Source organism: Enterobacter cloacae complex sp. 277I4 (genome assembly GCF_050031465.1).
GTDB lineage: Bacteria > Pseudomonadota > Gammaproteobacteria > Enterobacterales > Enterobacteriaceae > Enterobacter > Enterobacter cloacae.
Genome location: NZ_JBLGWC010000001.1, coordinates 2,017,087 through 2,037,123 on the forward strand (window position 1 = coordinate 2,017,087; position 20,037 = coordinate 2,037,123).

Sequence of the window (20,037 nt, forward strand, 5' to 3'; positions counted from 1 at the left end):
CGGGCCGCTTTTTTCGGGGCAAACTAATGCTTGATCAGAATGTGGTGAAACAGCATTGCCGCATTGATACCGACTTTACGGGTGATGATGCTCTGCTGGAGATTTACACAGGTGCGGCGGCGCGTTACGTCCAGACATGGACAAGGCGAACGCTCTATGAAAACCAAAGCTCACCTGGCTACGCAGACGACCCAGACCCGATTTTACTGAATGATGATGTTAAGGCGGCAATGCTACTGCTGATTGGTCACTGGTATGCAAACCGAGAGGCTGTGAACATCGGAAACATTACAACAGCGGTGCCTTTCGCCGTAGAAGCTCTACTGCAGCCATACCGTATTTACGGGGTATAGGGGGACTTTATGCAGGCCGGAAGATTGAGACACAGGGTGGTGGTTCAGAACATCACAACATCCAGAGATCCTTCTGGTCAGCCTGTTGAAACGTGGCATGACGGTGCAGAAACATGGGCAGAAGTAAAGGGCATTAGTGGGCGTGAGCTGGTAGCCGCTGGTGCTGAAACCTCAGTCGCCACTATCAGGGTATGGACACGGTTTCGTAGCGATATAACTGCTGCGTCCAGACTCAGGGTTATGACTGGCCCGTTCAAGGGGGCCATTTTGAATATTATTGGTCCGCCTATCCCTGATTCTCGTGGTGTTCAGCTCGAAATTCTTTGCAAACAGGGGACCGAAAAATGATTGAGACGAGCCTCGATTTTTCCGGATTGAATGACATCGCAAAGGATCTGGAGGCGCTTAGCCGTGCCGAAAACAATAAGGTTCTTCGTGATGCCACGCGCGCCGGCGCGGAAGTGCTTAAGGAAGAAGTGATCGCACGTGCACCGGTACGCACCGGAAAACTGAAAAAAAACGTGGTGGTGGTGACCCAAAAAAGCCGCCGCCGCGGGGAAATTTCTTCCGGCGTCCATATTCGTGGCGTTAACCTGCGCACCGGCAACAGCGATAACACGATGAAGGCGAATAACCCGAGAAACGCCTTTTACTGGCGATTCGTTGAGCTGGGCACCGCGAACATGCCTGCACATCCGTTTGTGCGACCCGCTTACGATACTCGCGAGGAAGAGGCCGCCAGCGTCGCCATTGCCAGGATGAATCAGGCTATTGATGAGGTATTGAGCAAGTGAATGAAGATAATATCTACGCCTTGCTTTCTCCCCTGGCAGAAGGACGGGTATATCCCTATGTTGCGCCATTAGGTAGTGACGGGAAACCGTCTGTCTCGCCACCCTGGATTATCTTTTCCATCGTCGATGATGTTTCCGCTGACGTACTGTGTGGCCAGGCGGAATCCAGCACATCAGTGCAGATCGATGTTTACTCACTGACCATTAAGGAAGCCAGATCCATTCGCGATCATGCGCTGAAGGCCGTTAAGTCCCTGGCTCCGACTGAGATAACGAAAATTCAAGGCTATGAACCCGATTTCCGGCTTTACCGCGCCACGATCGATTTTCGGATCACATCCTGAAACGTTAACCAACCCTGAACAACCCGCTCCGGCGGGTTTTTTATTACCTCTGACACCGCGCTTCACACGCGCACGTTATAATCCTGGAGCCTACAGAAAGCGAGCCTGAGAGTCAGTTGTACTCCGGGGCTGCTGACTCTGTGTGACAGGCTCACTTTCTATAGGTAAATCTCATGAAATATCCAACCGTATCAGTAAATGGCGTTTCCGTTCGCGTTGATGACGAGGGACGCTATAACCTCAATGATCTCCATGCTGCGGCGGTCGCAAACGGAGAGGCTACAGAGCAGCAGCGTCCAAGTCAGTTTTTACGTAGCGCTCAGGTAAAGCGATTTATCAAGGCACTTAAATCCAAAGTGCAAAAAAGCACTCTGGAACAAATTCAACCACTTAGAGTTGTTAATGGTGGTGATGAACCTGGAGTGTGGGGCGTTGAGTTACTGGCCATTCGCTACGCAGCCTGGATTAAGCCTGAGTTTGAGATTGAAGTATATGAGGTGTTCAGAACAGTGGTTCGCCTCGGCATCAGTGCCATGTCACGCCTGAATAAATTAGATCACATCATTAATACTGAGACTAAAGCGATAAGCCAGTGCGCCAGCCAGATGGCGAAGTGGGGTGTCGGCGGCAGAAAGAAAATCCTCCTTTCTGCGCGGGAGCGGGTGGTTGATGAAGTACAGATGTACTTACCAGGCATCAATTAAACTCGAGAAATGGTCTTTGTTGCTGACAATCTCAGCATTCCAGGCATGATTGATTTACTTAGTAATTTCTTTTCAGAAAGACACCCACCTCCCGCTTCGGCGGGTTTTTACTTTTATGGAGACAACTATGTCTGCACTTTATGAAAAATCGCAGCTGACGAAGATCCTTATTTCCTCCCTGCCAGCCACCAAAGAAACGATGGATTCCGCAACCTTCCTCGATCTGAGTTGCACCATCAAAGAAATTCAGTTCACCGGTGGTCAGAAGCAGGATATCGACGTAACAACACTTTGCTCTACCGAGCAGGAGAACATCAACGGCCTGCCTTCTCCGTCAGAAATCTCTCTGTCCGGCAACTTCTACAAGAATCCGGCGCAGGACGCCTTGCGTGATGCGTATGACAACGATACGACCTACGCTTTCCAGGTCATTTTCCCGTCCGGCAAGGGCTTTAAGTTCCTGGCTGAAATCCGCCAGCACACCTGGTCTTCCGGTACCAACGGCGTAGTGGCGGCAACGTTCTCCCTGCGCCTGAAAGGTAAGCCTGAAAACATCGAGTCTGGCTCCTGAGAGGTCGCATGAAGAATATTAAAAATCTCGCCCTGGCTAAGATGTCGGGTTTTCGTCATAAGACGGTCGCCGTTCCTGAGTGGGAAGGCGTCAAAGTGGTTCTGCGTGAGCCGTCTGGTGAAGCCTGGCTGCGCTGGCAGGAAGTGGTTAAAGCGGGTGCTGATGATGAAAATGTGTCGGTATCGGAAAAGGCACACCGTAATCTTTGCGCTGACGTGGTGCTCTTCATTGACGTCCTGTGCGACACCGATAAGCAACCGGTATTCAGCGTAGACGAAGAAGAGCAGGTGCGTGAAATCTACGGCCCCGTCCATTCACGCCTGCTCAAACAGGCGCTTGACCTGATCAACAACGCGGACGAAGCGCGGGAAAAGTCTCAACCCCCGGCGTAAAGTTTCTGATGTCGCTTGCGCTCCGGATGGGGCGCACGCTCTCAGAGCTTCGGCAGAATATGACGGCAAGCGAGCTTCTGATGTGGATTGAGTACGACAGGCAAAGTCCGGTTGGCGATATTCGTGGTGACATTCAGGCAGCTCAGCTCGTCTCTGCCATCTACGGCTCGCAGGGGGCAAAAGTACCGCTTGACGATGCGATCCTGCGATGGGGTGGCGATGAGCAATCAGAACCGAAGGACCCGTTTGCAGGGCTTGAGGCTGCTTTATCAAACGCAGCGGCAACTAATTAAATGCTAAAGTCAAAAAATAGAATTTCGAATTTCCTTTGCTCACGTTTATGTATTTTAATAACCTCCTTACTTCTGGAGGTGTGAAAATGAAAAAGGTAGTTTGTATTTTATTAGTTATGTTCGCCGTTACTGGATGTAAATCTTTAGACTCAGTTAGGGCTACAAAGCCTGTAAACATTGGGGGATCTGATAAGAGCGTTAACTCATTCTCATCTTGTGTCTCTGGGAAGTGGGCTGGAAATGGAACACCAGTAACTTCCTTGCCGCTTGAAAATGGCATAAGCATACTCGTCCCTCAGGCAATGGGGGGTTATGACGTAGTTCTTGACGTAACAGAAAATAATGGGAAAACAAGTTACGTGCTCTACGAAAGAGTGCCCTCAATGACATCCGACTCATATGAGAAAACGGTATTATCTTGTAGATAAGAAAACATAGATAAAACAGACCCGCTCCGGCGGGTTTTTTTCGCCTGGAGAAATGTGATGGCAACATTACGTGAATTGATTATTAAAATTTCCGCTAACTCGCAATCATTCCAGACGGAAATTTCCCGCGCCTCACGAATGGGGCAGGATTATTACCGCACTATGCAGAATGGTGGTCGGCAGGCCGCTGCTGCTGCCAGAGAGAGCGAAAGGGCGCTCTCTGATTTGACTGCCGGATTTGCATCTGCTGGAAGGGCTGCCGCCGCAGCTACGGCAGCTTTTGCAACGGGTAAAATTGTGCAGATTGCTGATGAGTGGAACTCCGTAAACGCTCGCCTTAAACAGGCATCATCTTCTGCTGATGATTTTGCCGCTTCACAGCGTCAGTTAATGGAAATCAGCCAAAGAACCGGCACGGCATTTTCAGATAACGCAAACCTTTTTTCCCGCGCAGCAGCCTCAATGCGCGAGTACGGTTATAGCTCTGACGAAGTTCTGAAAATTACAGAAGCTGTCTCTACCGGCCTCAAACTTTCTGGGGCTAACACCCAGGAAGCGAGTTCTGTTATCACTCAATTCAGCCAGGCGCTCGCACAAGGCGTTCTTCGTGGTGAAGAATTTAATGCCGTTAACGAAGCCGGTGATCGGGTAATCCGCGCTCTGGCTGCGGGAATGGGTGTAGCCCGTAAAGACCTCAAGAGCATGGCTGACCAGGGACAGCTTACGATCGATAAGGTTGTCCCAGCTTTAATGAGCCAGTTAGGAGCATTGCAGGGCGAATTTGCCAGCATGCCACAAACGGTTTCTGGATCCCTTCAAAAAGTAACTAACTCATTCATGGCCTGGGTGGGCGGTGTAAACCAGGCAACCGGTGCTACTGATGCGTTGTCTGGCGGATTGGATAATGTTGCCCAGACGCTTGATTCTTTTACTTCATCAGCAGTGAGCGGCGCGCTGAATGACGTTGCTGACAATATGTCAACAATTACAACAGTCGCTGGGGCGCTTGTTGGCGTGGGACTGGCACGCTACCTAAGCGGAGTTGTAACCAGTGCCACGAGTGCAACAGGTGCGCTAATTTCAGCTGCGAAATCAGAGGTTGCCCTTGCAGTCGCGCAGGATAAAGCGGCGCAGTCTGCTGTTGCGGCTTCCAGGGCTGAAGTTTATCGGGCTCAGCAAGCAGTACAGAGTTCAAGAAGTGCAGATGTTCAGGCGGCTCAGCAAGAAAAGGTCGCGGCGGCTGAAGCAAAAGTCACTGCGGCCCATACCAGACTGACTACCGCTCTTGCCAGTGGTACAGCTACGGAAAAGGTGCGAGCCAGAACAGCACTTGAACGCGCGCAGGCAGGGCTGGTAGCAGCTAAAAATGCCGACGCTCAGGCTGTCGCTGAAAGGCGTCTGGCTGCCGCTCAGGCTGCTTTAAACCGTAACATCTCAAATCGTGTTTCGACTCAAAGCAATCTCAATAGCGTAACATCTGTCGGCACTCGCCTGATGAGTGGTGCGCTTGGCCTGATTGGCGGCGTGCCGGGTCTGGTGATGCTGGGAGCAGGAGCCTGGTATGCGATGTATCAGAATCAGGAGCAGGCTCGGCGTTCGGCGCAGGAATACGCCACCACGATTGATGAAGTCAGTAAAAAGTCGAAGGCAATGTCTTTACCTGAAGCTTCAGACAATGCTGAGAAAACGCGCGCAGCATTGAATGAGCAGAACAGGCTGATAGATGAACAAAAGAGCAAGATAGAAAATCTGAAAGAGCAGATAGCTGGTTATCAGTCAGTGATCAGTAATCCCGGTCCAACGACCAACGGTGGTTTCATGATTAACCACCTGACATCTTTGGATACCGTGACCCGTGGACTGGCTACAGCCACTGAACAGTTATCTGTTGAGCAGGAAAGGCTTGCCCAGATGCAGGAGAAATCTGCCTCTATCCAACAGGTTCTTGAAGGTCTTGAGCATCGGCGTGTGACGCTAATTCGGGAGGAGGCAGCGAATCAGAACCGGGCTTATCAATCACTTCTGTTGATGAATGGGCAGCACGATGAACTTAATCGATTACTCGGACTGGGTAACCAACTCCTTATGGCGCGTCAGGGGCTGGCTAACGTCCCGCTCAGACTTCCGCAGGCCGATCTCGACAAAAAGCAAACCGATGCCCTCGAAAAGAGCCGCCGGGATCTGGAGTTGTCACGCCTGAAGGGTGAAGCAAAAGAGCGCCTGCGACTGAGTTATGCAGCCGATGACCTGGGATTAACCAGTGATCCGCAATTCCAGACAGGCCGTCAGGAGTTTATTAATAACGGTCTTGCTGAATGGCGGAATAATGAGGCCAACAAACCTAAGGCGAAGGGCGGTAAAACCGAAGGCGAGAAAACCGAGGATGTGTATAAGCGCCTTATCAAGCAGCAAAAAGAGCAGATTGCCCTGCAAGGCCAGAATACTGAACTGGCGAAGGTTAAATACCAGGTCAGCCAGGGCGAACTTGCTTCTCTGACAGAAGCCCAGAAAAAGACGGTATTGCAGAATGCTGCGCTGATTGACCAGGTTAAATTACGTGAGCAACTGCGAAATTACGAAGCCAACCTTGCCGACAGTAACGCCAGCGCCCGCGCAGCCAATGAAGCGCAATTGCTGGGATACGGGCAGGGCTCCCGGTTCCGTGAAAGACTTCAGGAGCAGTTCAATCTGCGTAAGGAGTTTGAGCAGAAGAATACCGATCTTCTCCGCCAGCGTCAGGCTGGTGAAATCGACGAGACGTTCTATCAGCAGGGGCTGGCACTTAATAAGCGCTACCTCGAAGAGCGCCTGCGCGACCAGGAGGGATATTACGCAGCTTCTGATGCGCAGCGTGACGACTGGATGACGGGACTGTCTGAGGGTTATGCGAACTGGGTGGACGAAGCTACTGATTATTCTTCCATGGCCGCTGACGGCATGAAGCAGGCCATGGGTGGCGCGGTCACCACGATCACCGACATGCTCAATGGCAACGTTGACAGCTGGAAGGACTGGGGCGTGAGCGTACTGAAGATTATCCAGAACGTTCTGGTGAACATGGCTGTTGCTAATGGCGTCAGCTCAATTGGATCACTGTTCAGTTTTGGTGCCTCGTCAGCCGCAACCGCCAGCAGCGGTACCGCTATTCAGAATGCTGGCGCGAACTTTACCTTTAATGCGAAGGGTAATGTTTACGACTCTCCGTCCCTGAGCGCTTACAGCAATGGCGTTTTCCAGACGCCTCAGCTGTTTGCTTTTGCCAAAGGCGCAGGCGTTTTTGCCGAGGCTGGTCCGGAAGCCATTATGCCGCTTACGCGCGCCGCTGATGGTTCGCTGGGAGTTCGGGCAGTTGGTACTCCGCAGGTCTCCGGCGGTGTGCCTTCAGTTAACTTCGGCGATATCAATATTCAGGGTGGATCACCACAGGCAGCCAGTCAGGGAACCGCCGGAGCAGCAGGCAGGCAGCTTAAGGATGCCATCACTGGTGTCATTAACGAACAGGCCAGCATGCCGGGCTCGCCTCTGTGGCGATTAATCAAGGGAGTTTAACCATGGCAGTCGAAACCTTCAGCTGGTGCCCAAAGGTTGCCTCTCAGGTTGATACAAGTTTTCGTACCCGAAAGGCGCAGTTTGGCGATGGCTATACACAGGTGGCCGGGGACGGCATCAACCCGGTAACACCTCAGTGGAGCGTGAGCTTTACCGGCGACGAGGCTTACATTCAGGCCATTAAAAACTTTCTGAACAGACATGCCGGGTGGAAGTCATTTATCTGGAAGCCGCCGCTTGAGCCTTCAGGTTTATGGCGCGCGGAATCCTTCCAGATATCTACCCACGGCAACAAAAAATACACCCTCAGCAGCACATTCATACAGGCATACCATCCATGAGTATTTCATCTGATGTCCAGAAACTGGAACCGGGTAAACGCGTCCGCCTGATCGAGGTGGACGGCTCTGCTTTCGGTGCCGGTATTCTTCGCTTTCACAACGAGACAATCCCGCATACCGAGGCGGAAATCATCGCCGCAGGCGGCGACGAGTCAAAACTTGAGCCGAAGTCGGTGTGGTGGCAGGGGCAGGAGTATGGCGCGTGGCCGTATGAACTGACCGGCATATCTGTCAGCAGTGACGGCCAGAGTTCACGGCCTTCTCTCACCGTTGCAAACATCAGCGGTACGATTGGCGCGCTGTGCCGCAGGTTTCAGGGGATGGCTAAAGCAAAGGTGATCATCCATGACACCTTCGCTCACTACCTGGACGCAAGAAATTTTCCTGGCGGGAACCCGACTGCGAATCCCAACGAGGAGCGCAAACAGGTTTATTACATCGACCGTAAATCAGGGTCAGACGATGAAACCGTAGAGTTTGAGCTTTCAAGTCCAGCCGATTTGCGAGGGCAACTCATTCCGACCCGGCAAATTCAGCCAATGTGCACGTGGTGCATGCGGGGCTGGTACAAAACCGGGAACGGCTGCACCTACGCCGGGCAAAACGGCTGGTTCGATAAAGACGGCAATCGGGTGGACGATCCTTCACAGGATGTTTGCTCCGGATTGCTGTCAACGGGCTGTAAACCTCGCTTCGGAGAGAATGAACAGCTGGATTATGGCGGGTTCCCCGGCGCTTCACTTCTGAGAGGATAATCATGCGCGACAAAACAGTTAGCGCCATTCTGGCGCATGCCGCCGCATCCTTCCCCGAGGAGTGCTGTGGCGTGGTTATTCAGAAGGGGCGGGTGGAGAAATACATCCCCTGCAAAAATAATGCTGAGTCGGCGACTGAGCAATTTGAACTTAATCCTGAGGATTATGCGGCCGCCGAAGAGCAGGGCACTGTGGTGGCGATCGTCCACAGCCATCCCGGCGACGGGGCAACAACCCAGCCGAGCGAGCTCGACATGCTGATGTGTGATGCCACGGAACTGCCCTGGATTATTGCATCGTGGCCGGAGGGCGACATTCGCACCGTCATGCCTCGCGGAGACCGACCCCTCACAGGGCGCCAGTTTGTTCTCGGATATGCAGACTGCTGGTCTCTCATCATGGACTATTTCCGCATCGAACACGGCATTGAACTGCCCAACTACAGCGTAGATCGCCACTGGTGGGAGCAGGGTGAAAACCTCTATATGGACAACTGGCAGGAATGCGGTTTTCGTGAGTACGACGGTCCCGCTCAGCCAGGTGACATGGTTATCATGCAGGTTCAGTCCACCGTCCCGAACCATGCCGGGATTTTGCTTGATGGCAACATGCTACTGCATCACATGTATGGCCAGCTAAGCCAGCGTATTCCCTACGGTGGCTATTACCGTGACCGTACCATCAAAATTCTGCGTTATAAGGATTTGATGTAATGGAAAGAAAAACCGTTATCAAACTCAGCGGCTCAATGGCTCAGCGATTTGGCAGGACACATCGCCGCGCACTAACGTCCGCCAGCGAAGTTTTCAGGGCGCTTTCTAACACCATTGACGGCTTTGATGCCTATCTGCGTGAAGCTCGGGCAAAGGGACTGGATTTTGTTATTTTCCGGGATCGTCGCAATATCGGGCACGAAGAGTTTGAACTCCTGGGGCCGGGTGATGAGTTAAGAATAATCCCTGTGATAAGGGGTAGTAAAAGAGCTGGAGTTTTCCAGGCGTTGCTCGGAACGGCTCTGGTCGCTGCTGCCATATGGATGCCGGGAGTTAGTATCGCAGCAAGTAACCTCATGTTTTCCGTTGGTGCCGCAATGGCCGTTGGCGGTGTAGTGCAAATGCTCTCTCCTCAGGTTTCAGGTCTGCGAATGCGTCAGGAACCTGATAACAAACCCTCCTATGCGTTTGGTGGTCCAGTTAACACGACGGCATCTGGCAATCCCGTTCCCCTGCTTTATGGTCAGCGAGAAATAGGCGGCGCTATTATCTCCGCCGGGATATATGCAGAAGACCAGCAATAAACCAAACCACCCACTGTAAGCCACCTGACGGTGGCTTTTTTTATGGACGCGATATGACGACGACAATCATCAAAGGCCGCGGCAAAGGTGGCAGCAACCAGACCCGAACGCCTGTTGAGGCACCGGACAGCATTCAGTCCATCGCCAGGGCAAAGGTGCTGATTGCGCTTGGAGAGGGTGAGTTCGCTGGCGGGCTTGATGGTAAAAGCATTTTTCTTGGTGACTCATCTTCATACACGCCTCTTCAGAACGCCGACGGAAGTTATAACTTCAATAATGTGAAATATGAGTTCCGTTCCGGTACTCAGGACCAGGACTACATTCAGGGCTTCCCCGGCATTGAAAACGAACTTCAGGTTTCATACGAGCTGAAACAGGCTGTGCCGTACGTGCGCGCGGTATCCAACACGCAGCTCTCTGCGCTGCGAATTCGCCTGGGATGGCCAACTCTTTTACTCCAGAAAAACAACGGTGATAAAGTCGGCACCCGCGTCGAGTATGCTATCGATCTGTCGGTCGATGGCGGGCCGTATGAAACGGTGGTTAACGGTGCTGTTGATGACAAAACCACGTCGCTTTATGAGCGCAGTCACCGCGTCAATCTTCCGAAAGCCTCGACTGGATGGCAGTTGCGGGTTCGCAGAATCACGCCGGATTCCACGAGCGTGAATATCGTCGACACCATGCGCGTTGTGGCCGTTACTGAAATTATTGACGCCAAACTTCGCTACGTTAACACAGCACTGCTGTATGTAGAGTTTGACGCAAAGCAGTTCCCTAATGGCATTCCTCAGGTTGTGTGCAATCCTAAAGGGCGAATCATCCGTGTACCTGATACTTATGATCCCGAAACCCGCACTTACTCTGGTACATGGGAGGGCGTATTTAAATGGGCATGGACGGATAACCCTGCCTGGATTTATTACGACATCATTCTGAACGAGCGCTTCGGGCTGGGGCAAAGAATCGATGCGACTCAGATAACGGCCGCAACATAACCCTCGATCGCGCCGCTGATGTGAAGGCCGGGAACCGGCTGTTTTTGAATCTTCCGTCAGGCACAGCTCAGGCCAGAACCGTCCAGGCCGTTAACGGAAACACAGTCACTGTCACCACACCCTACAGCGAAACGCCGGAGGCTGAATGTAACTGGGGTGTGGACTCTGACGATCTGTTTATAGCGCTTTTCCGTGTTACGGGAACGCGGGACAACAACGACGGTACTTTCGAGGTCACCGGGACGACTTACAACCCTGATATCTATTCCGCTGTTGATACCGGCGCAAGACTGGACGAGCGGCCAGTCAGTGTCATTCCACCGGGGGTTCAGGCTCCCCCAGGAAATATTGTCGTAGACAGTTACTCTACGGTTAACCAGAACATTGCGATTACCACTATGCGCGTTGCCTGGGATGCTGTTCAGGGTGCAGTTGCTTACGAGGCGGAATGGCGGCGTGACAGCGGCAACTGGATTAGTGTGCCCCGAACGTCTTCTCTCGGCTTTGAAGTTCAGGGTATCTACTCGGGTCGCTATCTGGTCCGTGTCAGGGCGGTGAACGCCAGCGACGTTTCATCAGTATGGGCGACATCATCAGAAGTAAATCTTACGGGTAAAGTGGGCAATCCGCCGAAACCGGTCGGCTTCATCGCTTCTGATAATGTGGTTTTCGGTATCGAGCTGAGCTGGGGATTCCCGGCGAACACCGACGACACGCTGAAGACGGAAATTCAGTACAGTCTGACCGGTACCGAAGACGATGCGATGCTGCTGGCCGATGTGCCTTACCCGCAGCGCAAATATCAGCAGATGGGCCTTAAGGCTGGGCAGATTTTCTGGTATCGCGCGCAGCTGGTGGACCGCAGCGGCAACGAATCAGGTTACACAGAATGGGTGCGCGGGCAGGCCAGCATCGATGTTTCCGATATCACCGATGTGATCCTGGAGGAGATTAAAGATTCTGAGGTATTCAAGGATCTGATTGAGAGTGCCGTAGAAAGTAGCGAGAAACTGGCCGAACTTTCTGATGCGATTAGGGAGAACGCCGATGGTCTGGCTGCAGCAGTAGGTTCGAATAAGCAGACAGCAGAAGCAATCATTGGCAACGCCCTGGCTATTGCTGATGTTGTTGTGCGCCAGACTGCGCAGCAGGGGGCTAACTCTGCGAAATTCGAACAGCTCCGGGAGGTGATCGCTACTGAGACGGAAGCGCGCGTCACGGATGTTACTCGTCTAGAGGCGAAAACTGCACAGAATGAAGCGGGTATTACTGATGTTCGCCAGGCGTTAGTTACGGAAACTGAAGCTCGCGCTTCTGCGGTAAGTCAATTGACGGCTGCCACTCAGGCCGCATCTGACAAAGCTGATTCAGCAGCTGCTGTAGGTGCTCAGAATACAGCATCAATCACTGACCTTAGCCAGGTTGTCACGGACCTCGATTCCTCAATGGCATCACGCCTGGAAGAGCTGGGTGCACAAACTGATAAGGCCAGCGGCGGTATTCAGAGTAACTCCATCGCGCTAATAACGAGTACGCTGGCGCAGGTTGATCAGCAGGTGAGACTCAGCGCGCAGTACGGTGACAGTAAGGCCAGCATCGATCGTATTGATAATGTTATGGCAAGCGACAGGGAGGCAACAGCGCGTTCGCTGCTGAGTTTGCAGACTGACGTGAACGGCAACAAGGCAGCAATCAACAGCCTGAACCAGACGTTTTCCAATTATCAGCAGGCCACGGCCACGCAGATAAACGGCATTACGGCGACCATCAACGGGCACACTTCAGCGATCACCACCAACGCGCAGGCCATTGCGAACGTCAACGGCGACCTGAATGCGATGTACAGCATCAAGGTAGCTATTGACTCAAATGGCAACCAGTACGCGGCTGGAATGGGCATTGGTGTTCAGAATACGCCATCCGGCATGCAATCGCAGGTGCTCTTCCTGGCTGACCGCTTCGCGGTTATGACCCAGGCAGGCGGCGCCGTGACTCTTCCATTTGTTATCCAGAACGGACAAACCATCATCCGGGACACAGTAATTGGTGACGGGACGATCGGTAACGCCAAAATCGGCAGCTATATTCAGTCTTCAACCTGGGACGGAACCGGGAACGTTGGCTGGCACATCAACAAATCTGGCTACGCGACGTTTAACAACGTGACCGTTCGCGGCTCGATTTACGCCACAAACGGTAATTTTTCTTTCAATGGCTCCGGCAACACAACGGTGATTAATGGTAATGGCGTAACCATTAATATTCCGGGTGGCGGCCGCATCGTACTGGGGACGTGGACATAAATGCCGACAGGACTACTGATAGAACTAAATGACGGCGGAAAGCGCATGGAGATAACTGCGGGCCTGAGATGCCCGTCGTTTGGTGCAAGCTTTGATACTGGCTACCAGAAATCAAAGTATGTGGATATTGCCGGTTATGTTTCAGGTGCGCAGGTGCTGTTTATACCGCATGCGACTGCCTATGTTGATGCGGGGCTGTGGCATAAAATGAATTCCATCACCATCTCTGGTGGCAGGGTTACGCAGAATTCGAGAATGCAGGCTCTGGGCATTAGTGAAAGAGATAGCACCTATACGTTTCCCGGTAGTGTCTGGCAGATATTTCCGACAGGTCAGCGAAGCGGGGTGGGCCTGCTTATCAGCGACAGTACTGACTTCACCTCGATAACCAATGCCACGCAGTCAGGGCAGTGTATCTGGAAGGGTACCGTTAATGTTCCGACCGGGGGGTGGGCGGTTCCCACGATAGCAGGATACGACAAGTCGAAGTATATCGTTTTCGGGCGCTGTAATAGCGGTAACACGATTGACTTCGACGGTAACACCGTCAGGTTCTTCAGCCCTCCGTCCACGAACGATGACGCTCCCGCAACCGGCACGATAGATATCGTTATCTTCGCCAGTGGCATAGCGCCGCTGCCAGGAACAGGGCTCAATATTTTTAATGCTGCAGGGGCCTGCACCTTTTCAACCACAAAACGACCATTCGTATACCTCAACCAACTCTGGACCCCTTCGACAAGTGCCGTGAGCATCGGTAACGGATATGTTCCGCTGGGTAGGTTTGGGCTAATGGTGCATACGGTAAACGGCATGTATGTATATCGAATGTTCGGAATAAAAATACAGAACGGCAACGCTTCAGTTCAGGGCGGAAAATATCTTGGGCGCGAGCAATATGCCATTTTCGGTAATAACACGGTGACGTCGCTCAGCCTTCCGGTTCTGCCCGATATGTACGTCTGAATACACTGCCTAATTAAATCAACCTCGCTCCGGCGGGGTTTTTTATTACCTGGAGATAATATGATTTACACAACAGGCACCATTGCTATTAGTGGTAACAATGTCACCGGCACAGGTACTAATTTTACCGCCGCAGGTTCTCTGATCCGCAACGGCTGCACCGTTATTGCAATGACCAGTCCAGTGCAGGTTTTTCAGATTACCGCCATCGGCGGCGCAACCTCTCTCACCATTACGCCAGCTGCTAACCCTGCTATCCCTGCGGGAACCAAATATGCCATTCTTCTGAGCGACAGTTTGAGTGTGGATGGTCTTGCGCAGGACATCGCTGAAACCTTCACAATGTATCAACGCTACATGAGCGGCTTTGCTGATGTGATGAACGGGACATCTGATGTCACCATCACTATCAATGGCACTGCCGTTACCGTACCAGGTCAAAAATCACTGGCCAAGAAAGGTGCTAACAGTGACATTACCAGCCTGAGCGGCCTGACTACCGCACTTGGTATCAGTCAGGGTGGAACAGGTGCAAAGAATGCTGCTGACGCTCGCACAAACCTCGGTTTGGGAAGTGGTGCAACGGCGACGTTTCAGACATCAGTTACCGATTCTACTGCAGGACGATTGCTGGTAGTAGGTGGGTTCGGAATCGGGGAGGGAAATACAGCTTCAGGAACACCTGTTTCATCCGGTATTGACTATTTTTCTGAGCCCACGGGACTTTGGCAGACAACAGCTGATACAACGGGGAATTTTCCGACCGACGCATCAAAGTATGGCCAGTTTTTCAGAATGCGTGGCGGAAAGAATTCGATTACGCAGATATACGCGACAGGTCTTGGGTTGGCTAAAGGTGGGCGTATCTGGTACCGAACGCAGGCAGAAAATGTGGCCACTCCGGGGTGGCAGGAATTTTACACCACGTATAACACGACAAAAGCCAGCGACGGTACACTTAAAGCAGCATCTCCAGTGGCTCGTATTGTTCAGTCGAAAGAGACGAACCAGCGAACCGATCTTTATGAAGATGGTTTTTCATGGTGTGGATGCGGTACTGCTAACGAGGAAGCAGAGGGTATTCAACTAAGCCGCCTGGATGTTGGTGTCTATTTGTTAACGGGGTCAGCTGGTCTGGCTTCTTCTGGATGGCAGCTTTTGCCGCCTATGGATCCTGGTGGAATGGGGGAGCTTGGTGTTGTTGAAGCTGAGCAAACTGAAAGCGGTGGTCTTACGGTGCGCTTGTTTAAGCGAAAATACATGCTCAACGATGAAGGAGAGATCGTTAAAACGAAAGGGGCTCCTATGGATGTTCCGGCCAACAGCTGGATCGACGTTCGCCTCGATATGCCAGAGGATAGCATCTGGAAAACAAGAGCTTCCGAAGCCTCTCTTGAACTGACAGAGCAGCCTGAAGACATTCAGCCTTAAAAATTAATAGGCGAACCCAAATTGATCTGCATTCCATTTGAAAATACTGTATATAAACACAGTAATAAAGGGAGTGCAGATTATGCCCCGAATTTCAGATATTCATGCCGCGTTTGTTGCGGCCATAGAGCTTAACCCAAAGGGCTACCGCTACCTGAGAACAGACAGCTTTATCGAAAAGTTGCGTGGTTTTAACTGGCACTTCACCCGAGCCGACGCCAATGCATGGATAGAGCGCAATCAGCCAGGCTTCGCTGATAAAACGACAGACGGTAGCGACAACAGGTACTGGATCCTGCGTAACATGGGGAGGGTGCACTGATGGGCTTTCCTTCACCGGCGTCAGATTACGTTGAGCAACAGCTCTCACCTGTTGTGCTGTGTAACATTGGAGCGGATAGCAAAGTGCTGGAGACAGATATTGGTTTTGCGGTTATCGAACCGTGCGTGAAAACCTGTGAGGGGGATGTTCTTCTGATTCTGAGCGATGGACGCACGCAGTTTGCAAAGCTGATGGGTAAAGCGCTCATTACGGATGATGGGGAGGCCATAGAAGGGGCAGCGCTTGCCGAAGTGGAGGTGCTGGGAGTAGCGACGTTCTTCATCAACCGCGTTAAAGATGATGATTGTCCGGCAATTTAATAAACTTTTCACCATCATTTCACCATAGTTTCACCACGTTTGCTTTCGCGCATAAGAAAACCAGCCATAAGCGGCTGGTTTTCAATGTGTTTTTGGTCGGCACGAGAGGATTTGAACCTCCGACCCCCGACACCCCATGACGGGCACACTAAAAAACAGGGTATCTCGTATAGCTATTTCTCACTAAAAAGCCTTCCCCAAAATAAAATCTAAGTGGATGATAAACATGATGAAAGTTGAGCGTTAAAACGCAAATAAATCAGCCAGTAAAATGTATGTAACTGGCTGATTTTAATGATTTAACTTGCAGTAGATGTGCTTTGCTTGTGGAACAGCTCCCGGAACACCGGATAGATATCATCCTGGTCACGGATGTGTTGCATGGCGAAATTTTCGAACATCGATTGCAGATGTTCATATTCACGCCACAGCGTCTGGTGAGCACGACGCGTGATTTCGATATAGCTGTAGTAACGCACCACCGGCAAAATTTTCTTCGCCAGAATGTCGTGACACAGCGGCGAATCATCCGCCCAGTTGTCGCCATCCGACGCCTGCGCAGCATAGATGTTCCACTGAGCCGGATCGTAACGCTCTTTCACCACCTCATCCATCAGCTTCAGGGCGCTCGATACGATGGTGCCGCCGGTCTCCTGCGAGTAGAAGAACTCATGTTCATCCACCTCTTTGGCCTGGGTGTGGTGGCGGATATAAACCACTTCCACGTTCTTATAGGTTCTGCTCAGGAACAGATAGAGCAGAATGTAAAAACGCTTCGCCATATCCTTAGTGGCCTGGTCCATTGAACCGGAGACGTCCATCAGACAGAACATGACAGCCTGGCTCGAAGGCTCCGGCCGTTTTTCGTAGTTTTTATAGCGCAGGTCGAAGGTATCAATAAACGGTACCCGCTCAATCTTCGCCCTCAGCTCGGCAATCTCTTTACGCAGGCGCTCCTCTTCCAGCAGTTGCGCCGGTTCTGTGTTTTCTACCACCTTCAGGCTGCTTTCCAGTTCGCGCAGCTCCCGCCGTTTACCGGCCGTCATGGCCGTGCGCCGCGCCAGCGAGTTCTGCAGCGAACGAACGACGCTGATATTGGCCGGTACGCCGTTCGCGGTATAACCCGCGCGATGGGTTTTGTATTCGTTAAGCTGACGGTGCTGGTTCTTTTTCAGATTAGGCAGCGCCAGATCCTCAAAGAGCAGGTCGAGATACTCATCTTTTGAGATCTGAAAGACGAATTCATCCTGACCTTCACCATCCTGGCTGGCCTGTCCTTGACCGCTTCCAGAACCGCCGCCGCCTCCTTGTGGGCGCTCGATTCTGTCGTTCTGAACGAAGTGGTCATTACCTGGGTGTACGCGATGGCGCAGGCCGCCACGCCCCTGATGAAACATCGGTTCGCTGATGTCATCGGTGGGGATGGAGACAGACTCGCCGCTGTCGACGTCGGTTACCGAGCGTTTGTTGATGGCCTCGGAGATCGACTGTTTAATTTGCGCTTTGTAACGGCGCAAGAAGCGCTGGCGATTCACCATGCTCTTGTTTTTGCCGTTCAGACGCCGGTCAATAAACCAGGTCATATACCCCCCGTACTGCATTTGCCAACTTGCATTTTGTCGGCCCGGTGAGCGTTAAACGCTACCGGGCACTTGTTTTAAGACGATTTCCGTACGCGCAGATACCATTCGCACAGCAAACGAACCTGTTTGCGGGTGTAGCCTTTTTCCATCATACGGTCGACAAAATCGTCGTGTTTTTTCTGCTCGTCAGTTGAGGTTTTGGTGTTAAACGAAATGACGGGTAACAGCTCCTCGGTGTTAGAGAACATTTTCTTCTCGATGACCGTGCGCAGTTTCTCGTAGCTGGTCCAGTTCGGATTACGACCGTTGTTATGCGCTCTGGCACGCAGTACGAAGTTCACAATCTCGTTACGGAAGTCTTTCGGGTTGCTGATCCCGGCAGGCTTCTCTATTTTTTCCAGCTCCGCGTTCAGGGATTCACGATCAAACAGCTGTCCGGTATCCGGGTCGCGGTACTCCTGATCCTGGATCCAGAAGTCAGCATAGGTGACGTAACGGTCAAAGATGTTCTGGCCGTATTCTGAATAGGATTCCAGGTAGGCCGTCTGGATCTCTTTGCCAATAAACTCGGCATATTTCGGGATCAGATAACCTTTCAGGAACTCAAGGTAACGTTCCGCCTGCTCCTGTGGGAACTGCTCGCGTTCAATCTGCTGCTCCAGCACATAGAACAGGTGGACCGGGTTGGCCGCCACTTCCGCATGGTCGAAGTTAAACACGCGGGAGAGGATCTTAAACGCGAAACGCGTGGACAGACCGTTCATGCCCTCGTCGACACCCGCGTAATCGCGGTACTCCTGATACGACTTCGCTTTCGGGTCGGTATCTTTCAGACTTTCCCCGTCATAAACGCGCATTTTGGAGTAGATGCTGGAGTTTTCCGGCTCTTTCAGACGCGACAGGATGGAGAAGCGCGACAGCGTTTCCAGCGTGCCCGGTGCGCATGGGGCATGCATCAGCTCACTGTGGTTAAGCAGTTTTTCGTAAATTTTGATCTCTTCGGAGATCCGCAGGCAATAAGGCACTTTAACGATGTACACACGGTCAAGGAACGCCTCATTGTTTTTGTTATTTCGGAAGGAGACCCACTCTGATTCGTTCGAGTGCGCCAGGATTATGCCGTTGAACGGCAGGGCAGAGATACCTTCCGTCCCGTTGTAGTTCCCCTCCTGGGTGGCCGTCAGCAGTGGATGTAGCACTTTAATGGGTGCTTTAAACATCTCGACGAATTCCATAATGCCCTGGTTTGCCCGGCACAGTGCGCCGGAGTAGCCGTAGGCATCCGGGTCATTCTGGGCGTAATTTTCCAGCTTACGGATATCGACTTTACCGACCAGCGCCGAGATGTCCTGGTTGTTCTCATCACCCGGTTCCGTTTTGGCGATGGCGATCTGCTCCAGAATGGATGGCCACACTTTCACGACGCGGAATTTGGTGATATCGCCACCAAACTCATGCAGGCGTTTCGCCGCCCACGGCGACATGATGGTGCCGAGATAACGACGCGGAATGCCGTACTCTTTATCCAGAATTTGCGCATCTTCCTGCGGGTTAAACAGGCACAGCGGATGGTCGTTCACCGGGCTGCGTTCACCGTTGGCGCTCAGCACATAGATAGGCACGCGCTGCATCAGCGATTTCAGCCGTTCAGCCAGCGACGATTTACCGCCACCCACCGGGCCGAGTAAATAGAGGATCTGTTTCTTCTCTTCCAGACCCTGAGCAGCATGCTTCAGGTATGAGACGATTTGCTCGATGGCATCTTCCATGCCATAGAACTCTTCAAACGCCGGGTATCGGGCGACCACCCGATTCGAAAAGAGACGGGAAAGCCGTGGTTCCTGGGCAGTATCAACCATGTTTGGCTCACCAATAGCCATCAATAGCCGTTCTGCCGCGTTGGCATAGGCACTGCGATCTTGCCGACAGATGGTAAGAAACTCCTGCAGTGTGAACTCTTCGTCCTTGGCAGCTTCATAGCGCTGGCGATAGTGATCGAATATATTCATGGCATGCCGTCCTTTCGTTTTTTAGCACAGGATAAGAGCCGTTCGTATGAGTAGTGGAGGCTCCCGGAAGAGAATCTCTCGCACCTCACTGCCAGAGCAGCAACCTGTGTGCCAGGTCAGACGCTAAGAACCGCGGGGCGTGCAGGAAAACTCTTCTTAAATTAAAGCGTAGATGGCATTTGCAAAACTTGCATGCTGATAAAATCTAATTTCAATGACATATCAATAACTCATCCAAAAATATCCATTGCCGTTATATGTCATACGGGCATTTTTCACCCTGC

General features: G+C 52.1%; 19 protein-coding genes and 2 pseudogenes. 19 read left to right on the top strand and 2 right to left on the bottom strand.

Annotation, left to right across the window (positions count from 1 at the left end):
• Window positions 1-26 precede the first annotated feature (26 nt).
• From ACQG19_RS09775 to ACQG19_RS09865, 19 genes and pseudogenes are all read left to right on the top strand, one after another.
• On the top strand, window positions 27-353 hold the full coding sequence (locus tag ACQG19_RS09775) for a head-tail connector protein (RefSeq protein WP_023330767.1): 327 nt from the start codon (window positions 27-29) through the stop codon (window positions 351-353).
• 9 nt (window positions 354-362) lie between these two features.
• Window positions 363-701, top strand: coding sequence for a phage head closure protein (locus ACQG19_RS09780; RefSeq protein ID WP_045357650.1), 339 nt, complete (start codon window positions 363-365; stop codon window positions 699-701).
• Window positions 698-1,147, top strand: coding sequence for an HK97-gp10 family putative phage morphogenesis protein (locus tag ACQG19_RS09785; RefSeq protein ID WP_040117538.1), 450 nt, complete (start codon window positions 698-700; stop codon window positions 1,145-1,147). The genes ACQG19_RS09780 and ACQG19_RS09785 overlap by 4 nt, the downstream gene beginning before the upstream one ends.
• Complete coding sequence (gene gp17, locus ACQG19_RS09790; RefSeq protein ID WP_369706410.1) at window positions 1,144-1,491, top strand: tail completion protein gp17; 348 nt, start codon at window positions 1,144-1,146, stop codon at window positions 1,489-1,491. Before ACQG19_RS09785 ends, gp17 begins: the two co-directional genes overlap by 4 nt.
• 173 nt (window positions 1,492-1,664) lie before the next feature.
• Window positions 1,665-2,195, top strand: coding sequence for a KilA-N domain-containing protein (locus tag ACQG19_RS09795; protein WP_023337467.1), 531 nt, complete (start codon window positions 1,665-1,667; stop codon window positions 2,193-2,195).
• A gap of 127 nt (window positions 2,196-2,322) precedes the next feature.
• A pseudogene (locus ACQG19_RS09800) lies at window positions 2,323-2,742 on the top strand (phage tail tube protein); the annotation flags it as partial.
• Between the two features lie 32 nt (window positions 2,743-2,774).
• A complete protein-coding gene (locus ACQG19_RS09805; RefSeq protein ID WP_001549114.1) occupies window positions 2,775-3,158 on the top strand; it encodes a phage tail assembly chaperone in 384 nt (127 codons plus the stop codon).
• An 8-nt stretch (window positions 3,159-3,166) separates the two neighbouring features.
• The gene (locus ACQG19_RS09810) at window positions 3,167-3,451 is read left to right on the top strand and encodes a phage tail assembly protein T (RefSeq protein WP_045342758.1); all 285 of its coding nucleotides are present in this window, start codon (window positions 3,167-3,169) and stop codon (window positions 3,449-3,451) included.
• Between the two features lie 86 nt (window positions 3,452-3,537).
• Entirely contained in the window at window positions 3,538-3,879 is a 342-nt protein-coding gene (locus ACQG19_RS09815) for a hypothetical protein (protein ID WP_205926764.1), read from the top strand.
• 57 nt (window positions 3,880-3,936) lie between these two features.
• Window positions 3,937-7,428: a phage tail tape measure protein gene (locus ACQG19_RS09820; RefSeq protein ID WP_369706411.1), complete on the top strand. Its 3,492-nt coding sequence runs from the start codon at window positions 3,937-3,939 to the stop codon at window positions 7,426-7,428.
• 2 nt (window positions 7,429-7,430) lie between these two features.
• The gene (locus ACQG19_RS09825; protein WP_022648745.1) at window positions 7,431-7,769 is read left to right on the top strand and encodes a phage tail protein; all 339 of its coding nucleotides are present in this window, start codon (window positions 7,431-7,433) and stop codon (window positions 7,767-7,769) included.
• Complete coding sequence (locus tag ACQG19_RS09830) at window positions 7,766-8,524, top strand: phage minor tail protein L (protein ID WP_016240208.1); 759 nt, start codon at window positions 7,766-7,768, stop codon at window positions 8,522-8,524. The genes ACQG19_RS09825 and ACQG19_RS09830 overlap by 4 nt, the downstream gene beginning before the upstream one ends.
• Window positions 8,525-8,526: 2 nt before the next feature.
• Window positions 8,527-9,237, top strand: coding sequence for a C40 family peptidase (locus ACQG19_RS09835; protein WP_205926758.1), 711 nt, complete (start codon window positions 8,527-8,529; stop codon window positions 9,235-9,237).
• Complete coding sequence (locus ACQG19_RS09840; RefSeq protein ID WP_047731792.1) at window positions 9,237-9,821, top strand: tail assembly protein; 585 nt, start codon at window positions 9,237-9,239, stop codon at window positions 9,819-9,821. The genes ACQG19_RS09835 and ACQG19_RS09840 overlap by 1 nt, the downstream gene beginning before the upstream one ends.
• Window positions 9,822-9,874: 53 nt before the next feature.
• A pseudogene (locus ACQG19_RS09845) lies at window positions 9,875-13,122 on the top strand (phage tail protein).
• Window positions 13,123-14,088, top strand: a complete 966-nt coding sequence (locus tag ACQG19_RS09850) for a DUF6453 family protein (RefSeq protein WP_426725875.1) — start codon at window positions 13,123-13,125, stop codon at window positions 14,086-14,088.
• Window positions 14,089-14,148: 60 nt separating this feature from the next.
• On the top strand, window positions 14,149-15,519 hold the full coding sequence (locus ACQG19_RS09855) for a phage tail protein (protein ID WP_350389310.1): 1,371 nt from the start codon (window positions 14,149-14,151) through the stop codon (window positions 15,517-15,519).
• A gap of 82 nt (window positions 15,520-15,601) precedes the next feature.
• Entirely contained in the window at window positions 15,602-15,841 is a 240-nt protein-coding gene (locus ACQG19_RS09860; protein WP_350389309.1) for a hypothetical protein, read from the top strand.
• Window positions 15,841-16,161 (top strand): hypothetical protein, encoded by a 321-nt coding sequence (locus ACQG19_RS09865; RefSeq protein ID WP_333097958.1) that lies wholly within the window; start codon window positions 15,841-15,843, stop codon window positions 16,159-16,161. Before ACQG19_RS09860 ends, ACQG19_RS09865 begins: the two co-directional genes overlap by 1 nt.
• Before the next feature lie 299 nt (window positions 16,162-16,460).
• On the opposite strand, the gene ACQG19_RS09870 is transcribed toward ACQG19_RS09865, so the two are convergent.
• Both ACQG19_RS09870 and yeaG read right to left on the bottom strand, forming a co-directional pair.
• Window positions 16,461-17,744, bottom strand: coding sequence for a YeaH/YhbH family protein (locus ACQG19_RS09870; RefSeq protein ID WP_350389308.1), 1,284 nt, complete (start codon window positions 17,742-17,744; stop codon window positions 16,461-16,463).
• 74 nt (window positions 17,745-17,818) lie between these two features.
• Entirely contained in the window at window positions 17,819-19,753 is a 1,935-nt protein-coding gene (gene yeaG, locus ACQG19_RS09875; RefSeq protein WP_013097060.1) for a protein kinase YeaG, read from the bottom strand.
• Window positions 19,754-20,037: the final 284 nt, after the last annotated feature.

Coding starts and splice junctions, on each gene's coding strand:
- ACQG19_RS09775 (WP_023330767.1), top strand. CDS start 27: ATGCTTGATCAGAATGTGGTGAAACAGCATTGCCGCATTGATACCGAC.
- ACQG19_RS09780 (WP_045357650.1), top strand. CDS start 363: ATGCAGGCCGGAAGATTGAGACACAGGGTGGTGGTTCAGAACATCACA.
- ACQG19_RS09785 (WP_040117538.1), top strand. CDS start 698: ATGATTGAGACGAGCCTCGATTTTTCCGGATTGAATGACATCGCAAAG.
- ACQG19_RS09795 (WP_023337467.1), top strand. CDS start 1,665: ATGAAATATCCAACCGTATCAGTAAATGGCGTTTCCGTTCGCGTTGAT.
- ACQG19_RS09805 (WP_001549114.1), top strand. CDS start 2,775: ATGAAGAATATTAAAAATCTCGCCCTGGCTAAGATGTCGGGTTTTCGT.
- ACQG19_RS09810 (WP_045342758.1), top strand. CDS start 3,167: ATGTCGCTTGCGCTCCGGATGGGGCGCACGCTCTCAGAGCTTCGGCAG.
- ACQG19_RS09815 (WP_205926764.1), top strand. CDS start 3,538: ATGAAAAAGGTAGTTTGTATTTTATTAGTTATGTTCGCCGTTACTGGA.
- ACQG19_RS09820 (WP_369706411.1), top strand. CDS start 3,937: ATGGCAACATTACGTGAATTGATTATTAAAATTTCCGCTAACTCGCAA.
- ACQG19_RS09825 (WP_022648745.1), top strand. CDS start 7,431: ATGGCAGTCGAAACCTTCAGCTGGTGCCCAAAGGTTGCCTCTCAGGTT.
- ACQG19_RS09830 (WP_016240208.1), top strand. CDS start 7,766: ATGAGTATTTCATCTGATGTCCAGAAACTGGAACCGGGTAAACGCGTC.
- ACQG19_RS09835 (WP_205926758.1), top strand. CDS start 8,527: ATGCGCGACAAAACAGTTAGCGCCATTCTGGCGCATGCCGCCGCATCC.
- ACQG19_RS09840 (WP_047731792.1), top strand. CDS start 9,237: ATGGAAAGAAAAACCGTTATCAAACTCAGCGGCTCAATGGCTCAGCGA.
- ACQG19_RS09850 (WP_426725875.1), top strand. CDS start 13,123: ATGCCGACAGGACTACTGATAGAACTAAATGACGGCGGAAAGCGCATG.
- ACQG19_RS09855 (WP_350389310.1), top strand. CDS start 14,149: ATGATTTACACAACAGGCACCATTGCTATTAGTGGTAACAATGTCACC.
- ACQG19_RS09860 (WP_350389309.1), top strand. CDS start 15,602: ATGCCCCGAATTTCAGATATTCATGCCGCGTTTGTTGCGGCCATAGAG.
- ACQG19_RS09865 (WP_333097958.1), top strand. CDS start 15,841: ATGGGCTTTCCTTCACCGGCGTCAGATTACGTTGAGCAACAGCTCTCA.
- ACQG19_RS09870 (WP_350389308.1), bottom strand. CDS start 17,744: ATGACCTGGTTTATTGACCGGCGTCTGAACGGCAAAAACAAGAGCATG.
- yeaG (WP_013097060.1), bottom strand. CDS start 19,753: ATGAATATATTCGATCACTATCGCCAGCGCTATGAAGCTGCCAAGGAC.